Raw genomic sequence first — 24026 nt, 5'->3', positions numbered from 1 at the left:
GTCGGCCCTTCCCCCTTCACCCTGCGTCATCGCGTCAGGTCTTCTTCTCAGGTCTTCTTCACTCGGACGGTCTGGGTCGAACGCGTTTCAAGAGTCATCTCGTCGGCATCCGCGACCTTCGCTTTCAGCCGCACAGTACCCGCCGCCGCGTCCACGACGTCCACCACCTTCGCGAGCAACTTGGCCGTGTCCGCGTTCCCCGACGCGGACGCGAGCTGCACGGCACGGCCGAGCTTGGCCGTGGCGCCGTCGACATCACCCAGTTTGCGGGCTTCCAGGCCCTGTTGGATAGCCTGCGCGAGCTCCGCCTGTCCGGTGTAGTGCGCGACCTGCGGGTTGATGGCGGTCGAAGCGGCGAGATCGGTCGTCCACACCGCCCGGACCAGTCCCTGGGCGAGGCTGGCCGGCGGTTCGCCCGGGGCTCCGGGCAGGACGAGCGTGGCCCGGGCGGCCAGCATCTCCTGGCCGACGGCCGCGCCCGGCACCCGTACGCACACGTGGTACTCGCGGGACTCGTCGCCCCACGAACCGGTCGGGTAGTCGCCGGCGCGCGGACCCGCCTCGACGCGGCGGGCGGTCAGGTCCTGGACGGAGGGCGCGACCTGCTTGACGTACTGGATCTCCACGCCGACCGGGGTCCACAGGCGCAGTGATACGTCCGCGACCTCCTTGCCCATGGCGTTGCCCATCATGCGGGTGAAGTCCTCGGCGAGGTGCGCCGGGTCGGCGACGATGTCGGCGGTGCCGAGCAGCGCGCTCGCGATGCCGGTGACCTCCTTGACCTCCCAGTCGGTGCCCACGCCGCGGGCGTCGCAGGTGAAACGGCCCGCGCAGGCGTCGAGGGTGGCGCGCAGGACGGCCGGGTCCTCGTGCTCGTTGCGGCCGTCGGTGAGGAGGATGCCGTGCCGTATGGCGGCGGGGGACTGCCGCAGCAGGCCGTCGGCGAGGCGCAGCCAGGTGCCGATGGCGGTGCCGCCGCCGGCGCTGAGGCCGCGCAGGGCCTCCTTGGCCTGGGCGCGGGTCGCCGGGTCCGCGGTGGCGAGGCGGCCCTGGCCGGGGTAGACCTCCTTGGCCACGTGGGTACCGGCGACGACGGCGAAGGCGGTGCCGTCGCGCAGGGTGTCGACGGCGGCGGCGGTGGCCTCGCGGGCGCCGCGCATCTTGTCCGGCGGGTACTCCATGGAACCGGAGCAGTCGACCATGATCACGACGGCCGCACCGGCCTGGGCGGGGACGGCGGCACGGGTCGCGGTCGCCCCGCCGGTGGAGGTGACCGTCACGATGGCGTGGACGTCGCGGCCGCCCTCGGGGAGGAACTCGTTCTGGTACACCTCCACGCTGAAGCGCGGGGCGCTCGGCTTGGCGAAGTTCGCCATCGGTTGGACTCCTAGGGTCAGGCCTGGGTGCGGGGGTCCGCTTCCGCTTGCGGTTCCGCTTGTGGTTGCGCCGCCGCGGCGGGGTCCGCGTCCGGGGGTGCGTTGAACGGGACGAGGGCCACGGTGACGTTGTCGTGGCCGCCCCCGTCGAGGGCGTGCCCCACCAGGACCTGCGCGCTGTGCAGGGGGCGGGCGGCGGCGTCCTCGGGGAGCACCTGGGCCATGTCGTGGGCGGATTCGGCGTAGTTCCAGAGGCCGTCGGTGCAGACGACCACCACGCCGTCGTGGTCCGGCTTGAAGCTGGCGGTGTGTGGTTCGAGGTCGTACGCGTCGGCCCCGAGCCAGCCGGTGATGGCGTGGGCGCGGACGTCGGCGTAGGCCTCGGCCTCGCCCATCAGGCCGGCCGCGACCATCTGGGCCGCCCAGGAGTCGTCCTCGGTGAGGCGGCGGGGGAGGGCGGCGCGGTCGTCGGGGACCCAGTACGCCCGGCTGTCGCCGACCCAGCCGATGGTCAGCAGGCCGCCGCTCACGACGGCGCCGACCAGGGTGCAGGCGGGGGCGTTCTGGGCACCCGGCACGTCGGGTGCGAGGGCGTTGACGGCGGCCGCGGCGGCGAGGATCGCCTCGTGCATGGCCTTCTGGGGGTGGGTGCCGCGGGGGAGGGCCTCCAGCAGCGCCTCGTTGGCGGCGGCCGCGGCGGCGGCGGACGCCTCGTCGGGGCGGCTGGCGGAGGAGACGCCGTCGCAGACGATGGCGACGGTGGCGGCCGAGCCGTCGGGGAGGGCGGTGGCCGCGACCGCGAAGGAGTCCTCGTTGCGGTGGTGGCGCAGGCCGCGGTCGCTGACGGCGGCGACGCTGCCGAGTTCCTCTTCGAGGTGGTCGCGCTCGCGGGGCTGGGCGTGGCCGCAGTGCTCGCAGTACCCGTCGGTGTCCACCCGCCCGGCCCGGCAGGCGACGCAGGTCTTGCCGCCGTCGCCCGGCGGGTCGTACCGGGTCTCACCGGTGCCCTCCGGGGCGGTCTCACCGGACGGCCGCGGCGCGGTGTCGCCGGGGTCCGACACGGACGCGGCCGCGGACCAGCCGGCCGCGTCCCCGACCAGCGTCGGCGCGGCCTCGTCCGTGCTCCCCCACCCGGGCGCGGGTACGGCCCCGTACCCGCAGTCGTCGCCGTGCTCCCGGCCACCGTCGAGGCGCACGCCCGCGCGCTCTGCCGGGGCGTGGTGCTCACCGCCGGAGCCCGCGTACCCCGGCCCGCCGATGGCGGCACCCGCACCGGAGTACGCGTCCGGCCCGGCGAGGGGATACCCGTCGACGGAGCCCGCGGCCTCGCCCGCACGGGCGTCCGCCCCGCGGTGACGGCCCGCGGGAACGGCCGCGTTCGCGCCGGGCCCCCAGGAGCCGCCCGCCGAGGCCGGAGCCTCGTCCGTGTCCGTGCCGGTCCCGGCGTAGCCGCGCCCGCCCGGGGCTTCGGCGGCACGAGCCTGCGGCCCGGGGTGGTCGCTCGTAGCGGTCGCGCGACCCCGGCCGCCGGCAGCTTCGCCCGCCGGGCCCCGGCCGGCCGGGGCCGGGAGGGGGAGGGTGGGGTGGTCCTGGGATGGGGGTGGGGAGGAGAGGGCGTAGCCGCAGACACCGCAGAAACGGTCACCCTCCTCCAGGGGTTCCGCGCAGCTCGGGCATCCCGACAGCCGATGCATCGACATCACTCACACCCACGTCCGGGGACGGAAACGGTTTGCCCGTTCCACCAGTTCGATCCTCTCCTCGCCCCGCTGCGCCAGCCGGGCGAGGACGCGGTACGAGCGCTCCAGGCCGAAGCGCAGCCCCCGCTCGTCCAGTTGACTGCCGAGCAGCCGGGACCGGCCGGGGTCGGCACCCCGGCTACCCGACAGTACCCAGTCCAGGGCCGAGCCCAGAACCTCCGTCGACAACCGCTCGTGCCGCTGCGCGTCCAGGCCGAACCGCTCCAGGGCCTCCACCTGCGCGGCAGCCGCCGTCAGGTCGGGCAGCAGGGCCTCGTCGGGAGAGCGGTCGCGCAGGCGTGCCCGTACCGCCGCCACCCGTGCGGCGGTGTAGTGGATGGACGCCTCCGGCACGGATTCCAGCGTCGCCACCGCCCCGGCCCGGTCGCCCGCCGCCAGCTGGACCCGGGACAGCCCGAACGCCGCGCTGACGAAACCGGGGTCCGTGGCCCACACCAGGCGGTAGTACTCGGCCGCGTTGTCCAGCTGCCCCAGGATCTCCGCGCACAGGCCCAGCGCCAGCTTCGGCGCGGGCTCGCCCGGGAACGCGTCGTATATGGCGTCGAAGGACAGGGCCGCCGTCTCGTCGTCCCCGCCGGCCAGCGAGACGATCCCGCGTGCCCACACCACCCGCCAGTCGTCCGGATACAGGGTCTCCAGCCGCGCCAGCGGCCCCTCGGCCCCGGCCACCTCCGGCTCGCCCAGTTCCAGGCGCGCCCGCAGCTCCCGCAGCCGCAGCTCCGCCGAGTCCGCGGCCGCCGAGCCGAGCGCGCCCAGCAGGTCGGCCGGCGCGGAGGCCAGCAGGCCCGCCAGGAAACCGGCGTTGGGGTCGGCCGGGTCCACCAGCGGCACCGGCAGGGCCAGCGCCGCGACGTGCGCGTCCAGCGAGGCGAGCTCCGTGTGCCGGACGGCCTGCGCCGCCGGATCCGCGGCCGGACCCGCCGCCGGATCCCCTCCGGGGCCCGGCGCGGCGCGGGGACGCCCGCACCGGCGGCCGCCGACGACGGCCGCCCCTTGCGCGAGACGGCCCGCGCCCCCAGCCGGGACACCTCCGCCCCCGCCGCGTCCGCGAACAGCCGGGTGTCCGGAACCCGCAGCTCCGGCCCGAACAGCGTGGAGACCTGCGGCCGCGGCCGCCCCGTCTGGAGCGCGACCACCTCCCGCAGCACACCCGTCAGCTGGTCCGCCATCTCCTGCGCGGACGCGAACCGCCGACCCGGATCCGGGTCGGTCGCCCGTACCAGCAGCCGGTAGAACGACTCGTACCGGCCGAAGACCTCGATGTGCTCCGGATCCGGCAGCGAATCCACGAACACGTTCGTGTAGCCCTGGAAGTCGAACGTCAGCACCGCCAGGGTGCGCGCCACCGTGTACAGGTCGGAGGCCACCGACGGCCCCAACTCCGCGACCTCCGGCGCCTGGTAGCCCACCGTGCCGTAGATGGCCGACTCCTCGTCGTCCATCCGCCGTACCGCGCCCATGTCGATCAGCTTCAGCTGGTCCTGCTGCTGGATCGCGTTGTCGACCTTGAAGTCGCAGTACAGAAGGTTTCTGCTGTGCAGGTGCCCGAGCGCCTCCAGCGCCTCGATGCCGTACGCGCACGCCTGCTCCACCGGCAGCGGGTCGCGCCGGCCGTCGGGCCGGCGCCGCTCGTTGGCGATCTCCTTCAGGGACTTGCCGCCGACGTACTCCATGACGATGTACCCGTCGAGCGAACCGGTCCGCTGGTCCAGGTGCTCGACGAAGTTGTAGATCCGCACGATGTTGGAGTGCTCGATCTCCGCGAGGAAGCGCCGCTCGGAGATCGCCGCCTCCATCGCGTCCTGGTCCCCGGTGTCCAGCAGGCCCTTGAGCACCACCCACCGGTCCGAGACCGCCCGGTCCACCGCCAGGTACACCCAGCCGAGGCCGCCGTGCGCGAGGCAGCCCGCCACCTCGTACTGGCCGTGCACCACGTCACCCGCGCGCAGCTTGGGCACGAAGGAGTACGGGTGCCCGCACTTGGTGCAGAACCCTTCCGTCCGGCCCGGACGGTCGCCCCGCGCCCGGCCGACCGGGGCCCCGCAGTCCGAGCGCGAGCAGAACCGCTTGCGCTCCGGCACCTCCGGGTTCTCCAGCACTGCCGCCGAGGGGTCCGGACGCGGTACCTCCGGGACGTTGACCAGCCCGGCCCCGAGCCGGCTGCGCCCCGAGGCCGAGGCCCCGGAGGAGGAACTGCGCACCGACACCGACCGGGTGGACGCGGCTCCCGACAGCGAGCGCGACAGCCGCCCCGACACCGAGCGCCGGGACGAGGACGAACGCGAGGACCGCGAGGAACGGGCCGAGGCCGACGAGGACCGCCCGGACCCGTGCGAGCCCTGCGACCCCTGGGATCCGTGAGACCCCTGGGATCCATGCGACCCGTGAGACGCCTGTGACCCCTGGGATCCGTACGCCTCACCGCGGCGCGCCGCGCTGGTCATCCCCGTCGGCGGCGACACGAGTTCCTCCGCGCCCGCCGCGACGGAGCCGACCGGCGCCAGCCCGCAGGTGTCGCAGTACAGCTCGCCGCCGCCCATGTCCTCGTACGTCCCCGGGCAGCCGGGGCGAACGCACGCGGTTCCGGCCAGACTCATGCGTCCTCCTCCCCCGGCCCCTCGGGCCGGTACTGCCGCGGCGCCAGTGCCTCGGCCGCCGCCTGCTGGTAGCGCAGCACGGCTTGCTCCGCGGCCCGCAAGTCGCAGGGCGCGCTCCACAGCATCCGCCGGGCCGTGTCGTACCGCTCGATCAGCAGCGGATCCTCGGCCATGCCGTGCCGTGCCATCTTCGCCTTGTACGCGTCGAGCCGCCCGCGCAGCTCCGCCCGTACGGCCAGCGGGGCCGTCACCGCGGTCAACGATTCGCGGGCCCGGCGGAGTTCCTCCTCGGCCCGCTCCTCCAACGACTCCAGCAGCGGCGACAGCCGGTGCCACCGGGCCTGCCGACGGTGCTCCGCGGCCGCCGCCAGCTGCTCCTGCAACGCCGTCGGGGGCCCGCTCACCGCCGGGACCTCCGACGCCGCGATCTTCGCCAGCACCTCGCCGCGCGCCGTCCGCGCCTCAGCCAGGGTCCGGTCGGCCCGCGAGAGCACGTCCCGCAGGCTGATCAGCCGGGCCTCGGCGTCCTGCCGAACGTCCAGCACCGCCTCCACCTCACGGCGTACGTCCTCCAACGCGCGCGCCGCCCGGTCGTAGCGGCCGGTGTCCGGGCGGCCGCCGCCGGGCGCGGAACTCCCCGCCACCGGCACCCAGAACGCCAGCGGGTCCGCGATCACCCGCTCCCGCAGCTCGGCCAGCTCGGCGGTGATGTCCTCCAGGTCGTCCCCCGAGGGGTGTTCGCCCGGGCGCACCCCCACCGAGTGGGCCAGCGAGCGGGTGCGGTGCAGTTCGGCGGCGAGCAGGTCGATGCGGGCGGGCAGCGCCGACCACACCGCGTCGGCGGCCACCACCACGTCCAGCGAGCTCGCGTACAACTCGTTCATCCGGGCCACCAGCTCGGCGAGCGAGAACCGCTCCGCCAGCGCGGCGCCCTCGACCCCGGCCCCGGCGATCGTCACGCCGGGTCCGCGCAGCCGGTCGGTCAGTTCGACCAGGTCGTCACGGCTCGGCCAGCGGCGCCGCTCGCGGATCCGCCGGGCGGCGTCCAGCGCCCCGGTGTACGCCTCGAAGTACGTCCACAGCCGGGTGATCGCCGCGTCGGCGGCGGTCCAGCGCTCCTTGGTGACACCGGTCAGCCCGGCACCCTCCAGCAGCCGCCGCCCGGCGTGGTCCTGGAGGGCGAGCAGCGAGGTCTCGACGGCCTCGTGCTCCGCGCCCAGCCGGGACAGCGCGCGGTCGACCTCGTCCCGGTCCATCAGGGCAGGTCCCGCTTCCGGTCGCCTCACGTAGGGCTCCGATCCCGCCACAGGCCTCAGCCGTCCCGGTATTTGGGCTCGGGCGGTGCGACCGCCTTGGGCAGCACACCCTCGAAGTGGGCACGGTAGGCGACCATCCACGGGCTGTCGTTCCCACCCGCGCGGTAGTTCTCCAGCACCTTGTTGACGCGGCGCACCAGATCGGTGGCCTCCTTGTTCATCGCGACCCCGTAGAACTCCTTGGTGAACGGGGAGCCGACGAGCCGCACCGACGGGTCCTGGGCGGCCTGGCCGGCCGCGAGGGCGTTGTCGGTGATGATGCCGTCCACCTCGCCCAGCTGGAGGCGCACCAGGCAGTCCAGCTGGTTGGGCACGGTGACCGCCGCCGAGCCGTACGACTGTGACGCGAGGGCGGCCTCGGCGGTGGAGCCGGCGGCGACGCAGATCTTCCGGTCCTTCAGGGAGGCGTCGTACCCGGTGATCGTGGAGCCCTTGGGGGCCAGCACCTGCTGCCCGGCCTCGAAGTACGCCGTCGAGAAGGCGACGTCCTCCAGCCGCTTGCAGTTGATCGTCATGGTCCGCACGACGATGTCGACGCGGCCTTCCTGGAGGGCCGGGATGCGCTGGCTGGTGGGGATGGCCCGGTAGATCACCTTGGACTCGTCGCCCAGGATGTCCTTGGCTATGGCCTTGACCAGGGCGATGTCGAAGCCGTCGAGGTGGCCGTCGGGATTGCGGTAGCCCCACTTGAAGCTGTTCTGGTCCACGCCCGCGACGAGCTTGCCCGCGCTGCGGATCCGCTCGATCGTCGGCCCGTCCACCGCGGACGGGCGCAGGCTGGCCTCCGGGTCCTGGCAGGTGTCCCCGGGGCCCCACAGCGCATCCGGCGCCACCTGCACCGCCGCGGGCGGGTGGACCGTCGCCGGCCCGCCGCTCTCCGGCGCGGCCTGGGCCAGTGGCAGCAGCACGGCCGCGGCCGTCAGCGCACAGGCCGCGGCCATCGCGGTGACCCCGCCCCAGCCGCGCAGCCGGCCCGCCAGCCGGCGCACCCCCGACACCCGGGGTGCGTCGCCCTCGCCCGCACCGCGCCGCACTCGTATCGTCCGCATCGCTCTCACCTGTACTCCGAAAGCCTGCGCCCGATACCGAGCAGCGCCGCCGCCGCGCCGACGACCGCCAGGGCCGCCGCGCCCGTCACCAATCCGCCCAGCGCGCCGAGCCCGTCCCGGGCCGCCCGGGTGAACTCCTTCTGCTCATGGGCCACAGCCAGCTCCAGCGAGGCGTCCACCGTGTCGAAGGAGGCGCCGCTGCTGTCCTTGTGGTCGGCGTCCCCGATGACCTGGGGCAGGGCGCCCTCGTAGTCGCCCTTCAGGTCGCTCTCACGGGCCGCCGCGTGCCGCTGCTTCCACTGCGTCACACCGCTCGCGGCGCGGCTGACCGGCGTACGGCCGCTGTCGTCGTCGGCGAGCCGCAGCGCTCTCGCCAGGCCGTCGTCCAGCTGCTTCATGTTCGCGGTGAAGTCCACGTCGTACTTGTCGGACTTCTTGTCATCGGCCAGTACGGCGCCCCGCGAGATCAGCGTCAGGTTCTCGTTGGCCCGCGCCTGCAGCGAGGCGATCCGCGCGTCGTTGAGCACCTTCAGCGACTCCTGGCCGTCCGACCGGGCCTCGCTCAGCCCCGCCCGCGCGACGCCCTGCCCCACCGCCAGCCACAGCAGCACCACCATCGAGGCGGCCGTCGCGGCGACGAGACCGTGGTTGAAGACCCGGTTCGTCCGGTGGTAGTTGCGCCGCTGCGCCCAGCCCAGGGCGGCCAGCGCGAGCACGCCCGCGGCGAGGGCGGCCAGCGGCCAGGACCGGGCGTCGTCGTAGTCCGTGTACAGCCGGCCGGTCTCCGCCTCGTACAGCCGCTGAGCCGCCGGCAGCAGCACCGTGCTCATCTGTTCGTTGGCGTACCGGAGATAGGCGCCGCCGAGCGGCAGGCCCTGCCGGTTGGTGGCCCGGGCCTGCTCGATCAGCCCGGTGTACCGGGGCAGCTGCTCGCCGAGGAGCGCGATCTCCTTGCGGGAGCTGTCGCCGGCCCCGGCGTTGGAGGCCGCGCTGACCAGCAGCCGGGAGGCGTTGGCGATGTCCTTCTCGTACCGCTGGCGGACCTCGTGCGGCTCCTGCGCACCGGCGAGGAACCCGCTGGAGGAAGCCGTGTCCGCGTCCGCCAGGGAGCGGTAGATGCTCGCCGCGTCCGCGCTGAGCGGCTGGCTGCGGCTGACCACGTCATCGGCGGCGGCGGCCCGGTCGGAGATCTCCCACACCGTCACCAGGCCGAACAGCAGCACCACCGCGGCCAGCCCCGCGCCGATGATGCGCAGCTTGCCGGGCTCGGTCGTCGCCGCCCGGCGCAGCTGCTCCACACCCTCGGACCAGGCGGAACCCCGCGCCGGCGGCGGGGCGGCAGGCGCGGCGGGGCCGCCCCCGGGCGCGAGCGCGCGTGCTGTGACGACCACCGTGACCTCCCCCTCGGTCCCTCTTGCTCCGCAGCAGTATGGCCGTAGTGACGGTCAACCACATCACCCAGTGCTGGATCTTGGGCGATCCACCCCTGCGGGCGCCCCCGTCACCCCTTCACCGTGAATACGTCCACACGACCGCCACGGTTCCAGACCGGCGGGCAGCCCGGGCGGGTTCACCCGAAATGGGCACGGAGTTTTCCGTACGCCTCGGGCGGGGACCCGAGCGCGTCCAGCCCCAGCAGTCCGGCGCCCAGCACCGGCGGCGCCGAGACCACCGACACCCGGGCGTGCGGCGCCCGCTGCGCCAAGCCCGCCTCGATCCGCCCGTTCAGCTGCGGGTGGCCGGCCGTCAGCACGCTCCCGCCGAGCAGTACGGGCGCCGCCTCGCCCAGCAGGCCGAGGCGCCCCAGCGCCACCGAGGCCAGCGCCACCACCTCGTCCGCCTGCCGCTCCACGATCGCCGAGGCCACCGGGTCGCCCGCCCGCGCCACCGCGAACAGCACCGGCACCAGCTCGTGCAGCCGCCCCCGGGCGAGCGGGCCCAGGTGCAGCGCCTCGATCAGCTCCCCCATGGAGCCGAGACCGAAATGTCCCGGCAGCGCCGCCGCGAGCTCCGTCGGGCCGCCGCGCCCGTCCTCGGCCCGCGCCGCCCACCACAGGGCCTCCTCCGCCAGGCCGCCCCCGCCGCCCCAGTCGCCGGAGATCGTCCCGACCGCCGGGAACCGCGCGGTGCGCCCGTCGGGCAGCATCCCCACGCAGTTGATCCCGGCTCCGCACACCACCGCGACCCCGCGCGGCGGCTCCGACCCGGACAGTCCCGCCCGCAGGATCGCGAAGGTGTCGTTGCGCACCCGCGTCGCCGCGCCCCAGCCGCGCGCGCCGATGGCGTCCGCGAGCTGCTGTTCCTCCACCGGGAAGTCGGCGTTGGACAGACACGCCGCGACCTGGCCGACGTGCGGGAAGCCCGGTCGCAGCGGCGGCAGTCCGGCCGCCTCGGCGGCCTCCGCGACGGCCCGCCCCAGTACCTCCACGGCCGCCTCGACACCGTCGCGCGGCGGCTGGAAGCCCCCCGAGCGCCCGGTGCCGAGGACGGCGCCGTCCGCCGCGATCAGCGCGACGTCCGTCTTGCTGTTGCCCGCGTCGACGGCGAGTACGGCCGCCGCTGTGCCGGCGGGCCGGTTCACGCCCATGGCAGATGCTCCTTGTTGTGCGCCAGGAGCCGGTCCGTCAGCCCCTCGGCGAGGTCGAACTGCCCGACGAGCGGATGCGCCAGCAGCGCCTTGAAGACCCGCTCGCGCCCGCCGCGCAGGGCCGCGTCCAGCGCGAGGTCCTCGTACGCCGTCACGTGCGAGATCAGTCCGGCGTACAGCGGGTCCAGGCGCGGGGCGGCCAGCGGCGCCGGCCCGGAGCGGTCCACGGCGGCCTGCACCTCGATGACCGCGTCGTCCGGCAGGAACGGCAGGGTCCCCTCGTTGTACGTGTTCACCACCTGCACGGCGGAGCCGCCGTCGCCCAGCAGCGCCGCCGCCAGGTCCACGGCCGCCTCCGAGTAGAAGGCCCCGCCCCGCTTGGCCAGCAGCGCCGGCTTCTCGTCGAGCGCGGGATCGGCGTACAGGGCGAGCAGCTCCCGTTCCATCGCGGCGACCTCGGCGGCCCGGGAGGGCTTCTCGCCGAGCTCCCGCACCACCGCGTCGTGCGCGTAGAAGTAGCGCAGGTAGTACGAGGGCACCGCGCCGAGCCGGTCCAGCACCGCGCGCGGCAGCCGCAGGTCGGCGGCGACCGCGTCGCCGTGCTCGGCCAGCAGCCCGGGCAGGACGTCCGTACCCTGCGGGCCGCCGAGCCGTACGCCCAGTTCCCAGGTCAGGTGGTTGAGCCCGACGTGGTCGAGGTGCACCTCGGCGGGCGCCACGTCCAGCAGCGCCGCGAACTTCCGCTGGAAGCCGATGGCGACGTTGCACAGCCCGACCGCCTTGTGCCCGGCCTGGAGCAGGGCGCGGGTGACGATCCCGACGGGGTTGGTGAAGTCGATGATCCAGGCGTCCGGGCTGGCCCGCCGGACCCGCTCGGCGATGTCGAGGACCACCGGCACCGTGCGCAGCGCCTTCGCGAGCCCGCCCGCGCCGGTGGTCTCCTGCCCGACGCAGCCGCATTCCAGCGGCCAGGTCTCGTCCTGGAGCCGGGCGGCCTGCCCGCCGATGCGCAGCTGGATCAGGACCGCGTCGGCGCCGGCCACGCCCGCGTCGAGGTCGCACGTGGTGGTGATCAGGCCCGGGTGGTCCTGCCGGGCGAAGATCCGGCGGGCGAGGGAGCCGATCAGCTCCAGCCGCTCGGTGGCGGGGTCGATCAGGACCAGTTCGCTGATCGGCAGGGTGTCGCGCAGCCGCGCGAAGCCGTCGATCAGCTCGGGGGTGTAGGTGGAACCGCCACCCACCACTGCGAGTTTCATGGTCATCAGCCTTTCACTCCGGTCAGGGTGACGCCTTCGACGAACGCCTTCTGGGCGAAGAAGAAGAGGACGATCACGGGTGCCATGACCAGCACGGTCGCGGCCATGGTCAGATTCCAGTTCGTGTGGTGAGCCCCCTTGAAGGACTCCAGCCCGTAACTGAGGGTCCAGGCCGCCGGATTGTCGGAGGCGTAGATCTGCGGGCCGAAGTAGTCGTTCCAGGCGCTGAAGAACTGGAACAGCGCGACGGCCGCGATCCCCGGCTTGGCCATCGGCACGACGACGCGCAGCAGGGTGCGGACCTCGCCGCAGCCGTCGACCCGGGCCGCGTCCAGGTACTCGTCGGGGATCGTCAGCAGGAACTGGCGGAGCAGGAAGACGGAGAACGCGTCGCCGAACGCCATCGGGACGATCAGCGGCCACAGCGTGCCGGACAGGTCCAGCTGCTTGGCCCAGAAGAGGTACATCGGGATGACGACGACCTGCGGCGGCAGCATCATCATGGCGATGACCAGCAGCAGCGACAGCCGCCGCCCGCGGAAGCGGAACTTGGCGAGCGCGTAGGCGACGGGCACGGACGAGAGCACGGTCAGCACGGTGCCGAGCCCCGCGTACAGCAGGGTGTTGCGCCACCAGGTCAGGAAGCCGGGGGTGTGCCACACCTTCGAGTAGTTGCCCCACTCCCAGGTGTCCGGTGTCAGATCGCGGGTCAGCGCCTGCTGGTCGCTCATCACGGACGTGAGGAAGAGGAAGACGAAGGGGAGGACGAAGAACAGGGCGGCGGCGACCCCGAGGGAGTGCACGCCGATCCACTGGAGCACGGCCCTGCGGCGTACCGCCCGGTGGCGTACGGCCCCGCGGTGCGCGCTCGTGCGATCGATGACGACGGCCATCTCAGTCACCTGCTCCGATCAGTCCGCCACGGCGGCGCATGAGGAGCGCGGTGAAGGCCATGGAGAGGGCGAACAGCACCAGCGCGACGACGCAGGCGGCGCCGTAGTCGAAGCGCTGGAAGCCGGCGTTGTAGACGATCTGGGGCAGGGTCAGGGTGGACTTGTCCGGGTAGCCCGGCTCGAACTGCTGGCCCGAGCCGCCGATGACACCGGCCGACACCTTCCCCGCCACCAGCGGCTGCGTGTAGTACTGCATGGCCTGGATGACCCCCGTGACCACCGCGAACAGGATGATCGGGGTGATGTTCGGCAGGGTGATGTGCCGGAACCGGCCCCAGGCCCCGGCCCCGTCCAGCTCGGCGGCCTCGTACTGCTCCTTGGGTACGTCGAGCAGCGCGGCCATGAAGATCACCATCAGGTCGCCCACCCCCCACAGGGCGAGCATGGTCAGCGCGGGCTTGGACCAGTCGGCGTCCGTGAACCAGCCGGGCGTGGGCAGCCCGGCCGAGTCCAGCAGGACGTTGACCGGGCCGGTGCCGGGGTTGAGGAGGAAGACGAAGGCCAGGGTCGCGGCCACGGGCGGGGCCAGGTAGGGAAGGTAGAACAGGGTCCGGAAGATTCCCGAGCCGGTCTTGATCTTCGTGATGAGCAGGCCGACGCCGAGGCCGAAGACGACCCGGCAGCTGACCATGACCACGACCAGCCACAACGTGTTCCACATGGCAGGCCAGAACAGCGGGTAGTCGGTGAGGACGTACGTCCAGTTGTCCAGGCCGTTGAAGGCGGGCGGGCGGAAGCCGTCGTACTTGGTGAAGGAGAAGTACACGGTCGACAGCAGCGGGTACGCGAAGAAGAACGAGAACCCGATCAGCCAGGGCGACATGAAGGCCGCGGTTCGCAGAGCGGACCGCCGGCGCTTCGCCCTCAGGGAGTGCGCGCTGGTCATCGGGGCTACTTCGCCTTCGCGATGTCCGTGTCGATCTGCTGGTCGGTCTTGGCGAGGCCGGCCGGGACGTCGGCCACGTCGCCCTTCTCGACGGAGTACGCGAAGTCCTGGAAGGTCAGCTGGTAGGTGCCGCCGTCGGCCTGGGCCGGGGTGGTGTTCGACTTCGGGTGCCGGGCGATGTCGAGGAAGGTCTTGAACTCCGGCGTCACCTGGAGGTTCGGGGACTCCAGGGCCGCCAGCGTGGAGGGCACGTTGTGGATGGCGTTGGCGAAGGCCACGACCGCCTCGGTGTCCGTGGTCATGTACTTGACCAGCTCCCAGGCCGCGTTCTGCTTCTTGCTCGCGGAGGCGATGCCCATGATCGTGCCGGAGAGGTAGCCCTTGCCGTAGTCGGCGGCCTGGTCGTCCGGGACGGGCAGCGGAGCGGTGCCGATCTCGAACTTCACCCCGGCCTCCTTGGCCATGGCGGCCCGCCACTCGCCGTCGACCTGCATGGCGACCAGCCCCTTGTGGAAGGGGTGCTCGGCGCTCCACTCGTCACCGAAGGTGCTGCGGAACTTCTCCAGCTTCTCGTAGCCGCCGAGCCGGGCGACCAGGTCCTTCTGGGCCGTCAGCATCTTCGCGAAGGCCGGGTCCTTGGCCAGGTTGGACTTGCCGTCGGCGGTGAAGTAGGTCGGGCTCCACTGCGCGGCCAGGCGCATGGGGGTGGTCTCGTAGCCGTGGAAGGTGGGCATGACGCCGAGCTGGTCGTACGAGTCCCCGTTGGCTTTGGTCAGCTTCTGCGCCGCCTCGGTGAACTGGCTCCAGGTCTTGGGCGGTTCGGTGATGCCGGCGGCCTTGAAGGCGTCCTTGTTGTAGACGAGGCCGTACGCGTCGTTCAGCAGCGGCAGGGTGCACTGGTTGCCGTTGAACTGGGTGTACTCCAGCAGGGTCTTGGGGAAGACCTTCGCCTTGTCGACCCCGGACTTCTGGAGGAAGGGGTTCAGGTCGGCGAACGCGCCGGAGTTGCAGAACTTTCCGACGCTGTCGGTGGTGAAGGAGGAGACCACGTCGGGGGCCTTGTCCCCGCCCGCCCGGAGCGCCTGGTTGATCTTGTCGTCGGTCATGTTGCCGGTGACCTTGACCTTGATGTTCGGGTGCGCCCTCTCGAACCGGGCGATGTTCTCCTCGATCGCCTTGGCCTCGCCGGGCGCGGACCAGCCGTGCCAGAAGTTGAGGGTGACGTCGGCCTTCGGGTCGTCGGCGGCCGCGGCGCCGCTCTGGCCCGTACAGGCGGTGGCGAGGACGGATATCGCGGCCAGCAGGGTGGCCGCGGGGGCCAGGCGTCCGATTCCGGGCATGGCGGTGCTCGCTCTCTGCGGGAGGAACTTCCGGTGAGGGGAGGTGCGGTGGAGCGGTGCTGGGTGGAGCGGTGGCGGTTCAGCGGGAGGTGTCGAAGACTTCCTCGCGGGTGGTGGCGAGGGCGCTCTCCAGCGCGCCGCGCAGCACGGGCCGCTCGTGCACCTGGCCCGCGACCAGGCGCGGCCGGGCGGGGGCCAGTTCGGCGAGTTCGGCCTCCAGCAGCGTGCGCAGCGGATCGCCGCCCGCCGCGATCGCGGCTCCGGACAGGACCACGATCTCCGGGTCCAGTACGGCGACCAGCGAGGCCAGACCGGTCGCGAGCACGGTGGCGTAGGACTGGAGGAAGCGCAGGTGCGGCCCCTCGGGCTCGGCGGCGGCCCGCCTCAGCAGTGCGACGGCCTCGTCGACCAGCGGCGCCTGCGGGGCGCCGGGCGCGTGCTCGGGCGCTGCCTCGATCCCGAGCTCGGCGGCGAGCCGGGGCAGCACCTGTACGCCGGCCAGCTCCTGGTAGCCGCCCGTGTTGGCCCGGGTGACCTGCCGGACCAGGGGGTGTCCCGGCACGGGCAGGAAGCCCACCTCGCCCGCGCCGCCGGTCCAGCCGCGGTGCAGCCGGCCGCCGAGCACCAGGGCGGCGCCGAGGCCGTCCTCGTTCCAGAGCAGGACGAAGTCCTCGTGGCCGCGGGCCGCGCCGAGCCGCTGCTCGGCGATCGCGGCGAGGTTCACGTCGTTCTCGTACTCGACCGGCATCGGCAGGGCCGCCGCCAGTTCGTCGAGGAGGGTGGGGGAGTGCCAGCCGGGGAGGTGGCTCGCGTAGCGCAGCTGGCCGGTCTGCGGGTCGAAGGCGCCCGGGGTCGCGATGACCAGGCGGTGCAGGTCGGAGCGCTGGAGCCCGGCGGCCTTGACGGCCTCGCCGAGCGCCTCGGTGACCTGGTCGACGGCCCCGGCGCCCTCGGCGTACGGGAGTTCGAAGCTGCCGGCCACCTCGCCGGTGAGGTCGGCGACGGCGGCGGTGATCCGCTCGGGGGTGACGTCGAGGCCGCCGACGTGGGCGGCGCGGGGGTTGAGCGCGTACAGCTGGGCGCTGGGGCCCGGGCGGCCGCCGTCGGTGCCGGTGGCCACGACCAGCCCGGCGTCCTCCAGGCGGGCCAGCAGCTGGGAGGCGGTGGGCTTGGACAGTCCGGTCAGGTGGCCGATCCTGGTGCGGGACAGCGGGCCGTGGGTGAGCAGGAGCTCAAGCGCGGCCCGGTCGTTCATGGCGCGCAGCAGGCTGGGCGTTCCGGGCGTGGCGGCGGGCATGGCGCGTTTCTCCCTCACCGAGATGAACTGTTAGGTAAGTTTCCTATCGGCGTTCGTTCCGTGTCAATGGAACTGCCCCGCAGGAATGACCTGCGGGGCAGCGGGTGTCGCGAGCCTGATGGGGGCCGCGGCTACTTGGTGATGCGGGGCCCGCCGGGGGCCGGGATCGGGGCGGTCGCCAGGGACTGCGGGGACGCCGGGTTGGCCAGCGCGGACGGCGCGGCGACGGCGGCCGCCGGGTCCGCCGGAGCCTCCTCGTCGTCGGCGGCGGGGACGCCGCCGATGATCCGGATGCCGGCCGCGTCGAAGGCCTCCTTGATCCGCCAGCGCAGCTCGCGCTCCACGGCGAACTGCTGGCCCGGCATCGTCTTCGCCGACACCTTCACCGTCATCGAGGCCAGCAGCACCTCGTCCAGGCCCAGCACCTCGACCGGGCCCCACAGGCGCTCGTCCCACGGGGTCTCCTTGGCCAGACCGTCCGCGACCTGCTGGACGACCTCGCGGATGTGGGTCAGGTTCTCCGTCGGCTTGACCTGTACGTCCACGCCCGCGGTGGCCCAGCCCTGGCTGAGGTTGCCGATCCGCTTGATCTCGCCGTTGCGGACGTACCAGATCTCCCCGTTGTCCCCGCGCAGCTTGGTCACCCGCAGGCCGACCTCGACGACCTCGCCGGAGGCCACACCCGCGTCGATCTTGTCGCCGACGCCGTACTGGTCCTCCATGATCATGAAAACGCCGGAGAGGAAGTCGGTCACCAGGTTCCGGGCGCCGAAACCGATCGCGACACCGGCCACACCGGCGCTCGCGAGCAGCGGGGCCAGGTCGATCTTGAGCGCGCCGAGGACCATCAGCGCGGCGGTGCCGAGGATCAGGAACGAGGCCACCGAGCGCAGCACCGAGCCGATCGCCTCCGACCGCTGGCGGCGCCGCTCGGCGTTGACCAGCAGGCCGCCGAGGGCGGTCCCCTCGACAGCCTCGGCGCTGGTGTTCATCCGGGTTATCAGCCTGGTCAGAGCCTTGCGGACCACCGAGCGGAGCGCGGCCGCGATCACGATGATCAGGAGGATCTTCAGACCGATGCTCAGCCAGGTGGCCCAGTTCTCCTCGATGAAGCTCGCGGCGTTGGTCACGCTCTGCTGGGCTTCGGCGGCGTCCGGGATCTCGGCTGCCAGCGGGAGCAGCGTGGCGGCGGGCCAGGGCACGACGGGTACCTCCAGGTATAGCGGTCTGCCGGCGGACGGGGGGGTGCGGGCAGAACATCCACACTAACGGGGCATTCCCTTGACTCTGTTGCCCGCTGTTCGCCGTGTTCGAGGGAGAGACCGGATTCACGTGGGGATGAACTGGGGTGTGGTTGAAAACACCTCCGACCCGTTACGGGCGCGTGGTGGCGCTTCGACCAGCCGTAAGGAGAGACTGGAGAGCAGATCGTCCCGGCGCGAGCCACGCGCCGCCGGCGTACAAGGAGGCAGTCCGTGCCGCACGTCCTGGTCCTCAATGCGTCGTACGAGCCTCTCGGCGTCGTACCGCTCCGCCGCGCGCTCGTCCTCGTCCTGGAGAACAAAGCGGTCTCCCTGGAGGAATCCGGCGCCTTTCTGCACAGCGCGACGAGGGCCGTGCCCGCTCCCAGCGTGGTCCGGCTCAAGCGCTTCGTGCGGGTCCCCTACCGGGGGCCCGTTCCACTCACCCGGCGTGCGCTGTTCGCGCGGGACGGCGGGCGCTGCATGTACTGCGGCGGGGTCGCCACCAGCGTCGACCACGTGATTCCGCGCAGCCGGGGCGGGCAGCACGCGTGGGACAACGTCGTCGCCGCGTGCCGGCGGTGCAACCACGTCAAGGCCGACCGGCACCTGGTCGACCTCGGCTGGCGCCTGCGGCACGATCCTGCTCCGCCGTCGGGGCTGGCGTGGCGGATCATCGGCACGGGGCACCGGGACCCGCGCTGGATGCCGTACCTCCAGCCGTACGGGGCGGACGACGCCCTGGAACGCATCGGCGTGGCCGCCTCATAGCTCCGCAGGTCTTTTCCCCCGGCCCGGCGGCCCCGCTGCCGGGCCTTTCGCCCCACCGGGGCCGTTCCTGGGCCCCTTCCGGGCCTTCCGGTGCGCCGGGCAACGCTGCCGCGCCTTCCAGCCTCGCCGGCGTTTGAGGCGCGGGTCCGGACGGAGCCCGGTGCCCGGCGCGGCCGGGTTCCTGGGGCTCCTCCCCAGACCCCGCGCCTCAAACGCCGGCGAGGCCGGGGTGGGCCGGCGAGGCTGGAAGGCGCCTCGGCGGCAACGGGGCCCGGGAGGGCGCCCGGTGGGGTTGGGGGTGCGCCGACCCTGGGGGCCGGGCGTCGGGCGCGGGTCAGGGGGTGACCGCGAAGGCCGTTGCCGACCAGAGGCTGCAGCCGAAGCGGGTGGCGCGGGTGGTGCAGGTGACGCGGAGGAAGCGGGTGTCCGGGGCGTCCAGGCGGAGGGTTTCCCGGCCGCCTCGGGACGCGGGGACGTCGACCGCCGGGTGCCAGGTGATGCCGTCCGGGGACGTCTCCACGCGGTAGGCGGAGGGGTACGCGTCCTGCCAGTGCAGCGTCAGGAGGCCCACCCGCGCCGGCGCCGCCAACTCGGCCTGCCACCACGCGCCGTCCACCGCCGGCGAGGACCAGCGGGTGCTCTCCGAGCCGTCCACCACCGCCGACGCCGGGAACTGCGGGGCCTCGTCCCCCGAGGACGTGGCCCGCGCCGTCCGCAGCAGGTCCGGCCCGCCCGTCTTCGGCACCGCCCGGACCGTGAGCGTCCGCGTCTCCCCGGCGAACGTGACGGGGATGGAGTAGACGCCCGCCGGGGTCGACGCCGGGATCGTGATCTCCACCGGGACCGAGACCCGGGTGCCGCGCGGCGCCGCCGCCTGTGAGGGCAGCCGTACCTCGACCCCCTTCGGCGCCTGCGCCGCCAGCGGCCCGCGGACCTCGTCGGCCCGCAGGCCCGACAGCTCCGCCGTCACCCGCTTGACCGCCCCGCCGATCTCCACGTCCGCCTTGCCCCCGTCGGACAGCTCGAACCGCGCCTGCGGCCCGTCGGCGAACCACGGCACGACGCCCCGTACCTCCGGCGACGGACCCGACCACGACAGCCGGACCGAGTCCGCCCGTACGCCCGCCGCGTCCGCCTGCGTCCACCCGGACGGCGAGGCGTCGGCGATCTTCCGCCAGCCCTCGCCCGGGACCCGCACCTCCACGATCGCGCCCCGCGTCCCCTCCGGCAGCGGGTCCGTCATCACGGTCACCGCCGACAGCGGCCGCGCCGTGTCCAGCTCGACCGCCCAGGTGCCGGGCAGCTTCACGACCGTGCCGGGCTGCGCGGACGCGCCCGTCCACGCGTCGGCCTCGGCCACCGCCTTCTTCAGGAACGGATCCAGCACCGCGGTGTCCACCCGCGCGTCCCCGGGCTCCGACAGCCCCTTGCGGGCCGCGGCCAGCGCCTGCGAGGACTTCCAGGCCGCCGCCCCGTCCCCGCGCGCCTGCGCCTGGAGGACGTCGACGGCCAGTTCACCGGCCGTCCCGTAGTGGGCCAGCCGCTCCAGCCACGGCCCCGCCTCGCCGTCCTCGCCCGCCAGGTACGCCAGCCGCCGCGGCGCCTCCCGCATGACGGTGAACGCCGCGCGCAGCCGCTCCCCGGCCGCCTTCGCGGCGTCGCCGGAGCCCCGGGTCCGCCAGAACTCCTTCACCAGCGGCTTCAGGTACGCCGACTCCTCCTGCTTCAAACCCGACGACGCCGTGTTCCCGGCCAGCGCGCCCAGCGCCTCCCGGGCCCGCGCGTCCGGCCCGGCCAGCTCCGCGACCGCCGCCGCCCAGGACTCCGCAGGCCGGTAACCGCGCGGGTTCCAGGAGTAGTCCGCCGCCGTGAACAGCGGGATCCGCGACAGCGTGCCCTGCTGCATGGCGTTGGCCATCATGCCCGCCGAACCGCCCGCGACCGCGGGTTCCCGCCCGACGTACGGGCCGAGGTAGATCCGGCCGGGCTCCCAGTCGTTCACCGGGTAGTTGTCCATGGTGACCATCGGATGCCCGAACGCGGCCCGGGCCCCGGCCAGTTCCTTGCCGGTGATGGTGCGCGGCACCACGCCCACGCCGGTCCAGGCCACCTCCACGCGCCCGTCCAGCCGGCCCGCCAGGGCCGTCCGGTAGGCGGTGGCACCGTCCTGGTAGTACTCGGTGGGCAGCAGCGACAGCGGGGCCGCCCCCGGATGCCGCGCCGCCAGGTGGGCCGCCAGCTCGCCGGCGACCTCCGCATGCGCCTTCGCCGCCGCCTCCGGGCCCGTCCCGTAGCGCACCCGGTCCGCCCGGCAGCCCCACTCCGTGTAGCTGACGTCCTGGAACTGCAGTTGGAACGCCCGGAAGCCCAGCTCCCACATCCCGTCGACCTTGCGGGCGAGCGCCGCCCGGTCCTCCGCCGAGGCCAGGCACATCGACTGCCCCGGGGACACCGCCCAGCCGAGCACCACCTTGTTGGCGCGGGCCTGCTCCGCCAGCGCCCGGAACTCGTCCTTGCGCTCCTGCGGGTACTCCTCGCGCCAGCCCGTCGTGCGGTACGTGTCGTCGCCCGGGGCGAGCAGCAGCCGGTTCTGCTTGGTGCGGCCCATGAACTCCAGCTGCGCGAGGCGCTGTTCCCGCGTCCACTGCTGCCCGTAGAAGCCCTCGGTGATGCCGCGCACCGGCGCGATCGGCCAGTCCCGCACCGTCGCTCCGGGGACCTTCCCGTCGCCTCCGGCCAGCAGCTGACGCAGCGTCTGCGCCGCGTGGAACAGCCCGTCCTCGCCCACGCCGGACAGGGCGACGGTGTCCCGGCCGCCCGCGCGGCCCACCGCGATCCGGTAGCCCCCGGCCGGCAGGTCGCCGGCGTCGGCCGCGCCCAGCTCCCGCAGCGCCTGGTCCGCGTCGGGGCCCTGGAGCCGTACGACGGTGCCCCGTTCGGGCAGCGCCGCGCCCGGTCGGGCCTCGCGCAGGGTCCGTACGCCCGCCCCGCGCAGGGCCGTCCGTACCGCCTTGGCGGCGTCGGGGTCGGCGTCGGCGGGCAGTACCAGTACGGCCTCGGAGCCCAGCGGAACAGCGCGCTTCGGATCGGTGGCCATCGACTGCGGCCGCGGCCACACGGTCGGGCTCCCGTCGGCCGACCGGGGCGCCTGGCCGAGGGCCACGCCCTCCGCGGACGACGCCCCCGTCGCGGGCGCGGGCGCGTTCCCCGTCGCCGCGCCGACGCCCGGTTCCGGCGCGGGCGTCTGCGGGGCCGTCAGCCACTCGAACGCCCCCGGTTGCCCCGCGATCACCGTGCCGCCGAGCAGTGTGCCGACGACGGCCACGGCCGCGGCCGTGGTCCGCTTCCTGCCCCTGAGCTGCACCGAGCCTCCTCGTCGCGGGTCGTCACCCGCTCGTACGAATGAGCCCGAGCCCACCACCCGTGCGCCCGGAGTGTCAATGCGAGAGGGTGATCTGACCGGTATACGCCAGGAATGCGAAGCCCCCGACTGGGTATGGCTGCGTTATTCATCCGGGTGTCGCAGGGGTACGTCCGACCGCCGTCCGGGTCTTGAGCCTGACGGCCCGACCGTCAGATATGGATAGGGATGCAGATGGACGACCTGGCCCGGCTCGCGGCCCTGCACGGCGTCGCCACCGCCTACCAGCCCGCCGCGGACGTCACCGTTCCGGTGCCGGAGGCCACCGTCAAGGCGGTCCTCGGCCTGCTGGGGGTCGTCACCGACGACGCCGAGAGCGTCCGGGCGTCCCTCGACGGCGCCGTACGGGAGGCGGCCGAGCGGCTGTTGCCGCCGACGGTGGTGCTCTGGCAGGGGGAACCCCTGCCGCCGCAGCCGGCCGGGCTGCCGCCGGGCACCCGGGTGCGGGTGGTGGCGGAGGAGTCGGGCGAGGAGCTCGCCTGGGGCCCCGGACTGCCCCTCGGCGTCCACCGGCTCACCGCCGAGGCCCCGGACGGCCGGACGGGCCGCGCCACCCTGATCGTGGCCCCGCCGCGGGCCCCGGCCGCGCCCGGTCGGGCCCACGGGCTCCTCGTCCAGCTGTACTCGCTGCTGTCCGAGCGCTCCTGGGGCATGGGCGACCTCGGTGACCTCGCCGGACTCGCCCGCTGGGCCGGCCGCGCCCACGGCGCCGGGTTCATCCAGGTCAACCCGTTGCACGCGGCCGTGCCCGGGACCCCGACCGACCCCTCCCCGTACCGCCCGTCCTCGCGGCGCTTCCCGGACCCGGTGTACCTGCGGATCGAGGACGTCCCCGAGTACGCCGACTGCCCGGACCGCGACGCCCTCGACGACCTCGCCGCCCGGGGCGGGGACTTGCGCCGGCAGGTCCTGGAGAAGGGCGCGCTGATCGACCGCGACGCCGTCTGGGAACTCAAGCGGCAGGCCCTGGAACTGCTGTACACCGTCCCGCGCACCCCCGAACGGGAGGCCGCCTACGAGGCGTTCCGTACGGAGCAGGGGGCTCCGCTGGAGCTGCACGCCGCCTGGTGCGCCGGGCGCGCCGGGGAGGACCCGAAGGAACGGGGCGACTTCCACCGCTGGCTGGTCTGGCTGACGGAGTCCCAGCTCGCCGCCGCCCAGCGGGCCGCGCGGGAGGCCGGCATGTCCGTCGGCATCGTGCACGACCTGGCCGTCGGGGTGCACCCCCAGGGCTCCGACGTCCTCGGGCTCCCCCACTACTCCCGGCACGCCTCGGTCGGCGCCCCGCCCGACGCCTTCAACGCGCGCGGCCAGGACTGGGGCCTGCCGCCCTGGCGGCCCGACCGGCTGGAGGAAGCGGCGTACGAGCCCTTGCGGGCCCTGTTGCGCGGGGTGTTCCGGTACGCGGGCGCGCTGCGCATCGACCACGTCATGGGCCTGTTCCGGCTCTGGTGGATCCCGCGGGACGCGCTGCCCGCCGAGGGCACGTACGTCTCCTACGACGGGGAGGCGATGCTCGCGGTCCTGGTGCTGGAGGCGCACCGGGCCGGGGCACTGGTCATCGGCGAGGACCTCGGGACGGTGGAGCCGCGGGTCCGCGAGGCGCTGGCCCGGCGCGGGGTGCTCGGCACCTCGGTGCTGTGGTTCGAGCGGGACTGGGCGGGCGACGGCAGGCCGCTGGCCCCCGAGGCCTGGCGGGCGGACTGCCTGGCCACCGTCACCACCCACGATCTGCCGCCCACGGCCGCCAAGCTGGCCGGGGGCCATGTGGAACTGCGCGACCGGCTGGGCCTGCTGACCCGCCCGGCCGGGGCGGAGCGGGCCGAGGACGCCGCCGACACCGCCGAGTGGCTGGCGGTGCTGGACGGCCTCGGCCTGGACGCGAAGGGCGAGGAGGCCGCCGTGCAGGCCCTGTACGGGTTCCTGCTGCGCACTCCGGCGCGGCTGGTCGGGGTGTGGCTGCCGGACGCGGTGGGGGACCGGCGGCCGCAGAACCTGCCGGGGACCTGGGACCAGTACCCCAACTGGCGGCTGCCCGTCGCCGATGGCGGGGGCCGGCCGGTGACGCTGGAGGCGCTGACGGCCTCGCCCCGCGCGAACGCCCTGCTGAGCGCCGTACGGGAGGGCGTGCGCACCCGTACGGCACCCCCGGGCGCGCGCCCCGTTTAGGTGTTCG

General features: G+C 74.0%; 15 protein-coding genes and 1 pseudogene. 2 read left to right on the top strand and 14 right to left on the bottom strand.

Annotated elements, in window-relative coordinates; translation table 11 throughout:
- Positions 1-47: 47 nt before the first annotated feature.
- The 13 genes and pseudogenes from OG982_RS09450 to OG982_RS09390 form a co-directional block, all read right to left on the bottom strand.
- Complete coding sequence (locus tag OG982_RS09450) at positions 48-1376, bottom strand: VWA domain-containing protein (RefSeq protein ID WP_266948297.1); 1329 nt, start codon at positions 1374-1376, stop codon at positions 48-50.
- A 17-nt stretch (positions 1377-1393) separates the two neighbouring features.
- Positions 1394-3076 carry a protein phosphatase 2C domain-containing protein gene (locus OG982_RS09445; protein WP_266948295.1) on the bottom strand — a complete coding sequence of 561 codons (1683 nt, stop codon included), beginning with the start codon at positions 3074-3076 and terminating at the stop codon, positions 1394-1396.
- A 3-nt stretch (positions 3077-3079) separates the two neighbouring features.
- Positions 3080-5733 (bottom strand): annotated as a pseudogene (locus OG982_RS09440) (tetratricopeptide repeat protein).
- Entirely contained in the window at positions 5730-6989 is a 1260-nt protein-coding gene (locus OG982_RS09435) for a hypothetical protein (RefSeq protein ID WP_266948293.1), read from the bottom strand. The pseudogene OG982_RS09440 and the gene OG982_RS09435 overlap by 4 nt, the downstream one beginning before the upstream one ends.
- A gap of 56 nt (positions 6990-7045) precedes the next feature.
- Positions 7046-7990, bottom strand: a complete 945-nt coding sequence (locus tag OG982_RS09430; RefSeq protein WP_266792082.1) for a glutamate ABC transporter substrate-binding protein — start codon at positions 7988-7990, stop codon at positions 7046-7048.
- 113 nt (positions 7991-8103) lie between these two features.
- On the bottom strand, positions 8104-9396 hold the full coding sequence (locus OG982_RS09425; protein WP_266792083.1) for a hypothetical protein: 1293 nt from the start codon (positions 9394-9396) through the stop codon (positions 8104-8106).
- Positions 9397-9668: 272 nt separating this feature from the next.
- Positions 9669-10685 (bottom strand): N-acetylglucosamine kinase, encoded by a 1017-nt coding sequence (locus tag OG982_RS09420; protein WP_266788052.1) that lies wholly within the window; start codon positions 10683-10685, stop codon positions 9669-9671.
- Positions 10676-11941 carry a 6-phospho-beta-glucosidase gene (locus OG982_RS09415; RefSeq protein ID WP_266788053.1) on the bottom strand — a complete coding sequence of 422 codons (1266 nt, stop codon included), beginning with the start codon at positions 11939-11941 and terminating at the stop codon, positions 10676-10678. Before OG982_RS09415 ends, OG982_RS09420 begins: the two co-directional genes overlap by 10 nt.
- A 5-nt stretch (positions 11942-11946) precedes the next feature.
- A complete protein-coding gene (locus OG982_RS09410; RefSeq protein ID WP_266788054.1) occupies positions 11947-12834 on the bottom strand; it encodes a carbohydrate ABC transporter permease in 888 nt (295 codons plus the stop codon).
- Position 12835: 1 nt separating this feature from the next.
- On the bottom strand, positions 12836-13780 hold the full coding sequence (locus tag OG982_RS09405) for a carbohydrate ABC transporter permease (RefSeq protein WP_266788055.1): 945 nt from the start codon (positions 13778-13780) through the stop codon (positions 12836-12838).
- 5 nt (positions 13781-13785) lie between these two features.
- Complete coding sequence (locus tag OG982_RS09400; protein WP_266948292.1) at positions 13786-15120, bottom strand: ABC transporter substrate-binding protein; 1335 nt, start codon at positions 15118-15120, stop codon at positions 13786-13788.
- Between the two features lie 79 nt (positions 15121-15199).
- Complete coding sequence (locus tag OG982_RS09395) at positions 15200-16417, bottom strand: ROK family transcriptional regulator (protein WP_266788057.1); 1218 nt, start codon at positions 16415-16417, stop codon at positions 15200-15202.
- Positions 16418-16548: 131 nt separating this feature from the next.
- Positions 16549-17619, bottom strand: a complete 1071-nt coding sequence (locus OG982_RS09390) for a mechanosensitive ion channel family protein (RefSeq protein ID WP_266788058.1) — start codon at positions 17617-17619, stop codon at positions 16549-16551.
- A gap of 273 nt (positions 17620-17892) precedes the next feature.
- Here OG982_RS09390 and OG982_RS09385 point away from each other — a divergent pair, with 273 nt between their 5' ends.
- Complete coding sequence (locus OG982_RS09385) at positions 17893-18429, top strand: HNH endonuclease (RefSeq protein WP_266788059.1); 537 nt, start codon at positions 17893-17895, stop codon at positions 18427-18429.
- A 334-nt stretch (positions 18430-18763) separates the two neighbouring features.
- On the opposite strand, the gene OG982_RS09380 is transcribed toward OG982_RS09385, so the two are convergent.
- Positions 18764-21793: a beta-N-acetylglucosaminidase domain-containing protein gene (locus tag OG982_RS09380; RefSeq protein ID WP_266948291.1), complete on the bottom strand. Its 3030-nt coding sequence runs from the start codon at positions 21791-21793 to the stop codon at positions 18764-18766.
- 225 nt (positions 21794-22018) lie between these two features.
- On the opposite strand from OG982_RS09380, the gene OG982_RS09375 reads away from it, so the two are divergent.
- Complete coding sequence (locus tag OG982_RS09375) at positions 22019-24019, top strand: 4-alpha-glucanotransferase (protein WP_266948290.1); 2001 nt, start codon at positions 22019-22021, stop codon at positions 24017-24019.
- The last annotated feature ends 7 nt before the right edge of the window (positions 24020-24026 follow it).

Source organism: Streptomyces sp. NBC_01551, from assembly GCF_026339935.1.
Taxonomy (GTDB): domain Bacteria; phylum Actinomycetota; class Actinomycetes; order Streptomycetales; family Streptomycetaceae; genus Streptomyces.
The sequence above is the reverse complement of the archived record's forward strand: the minus strand, read 5'-3'. Positions and strand labels throughout refer to the sequence as shown.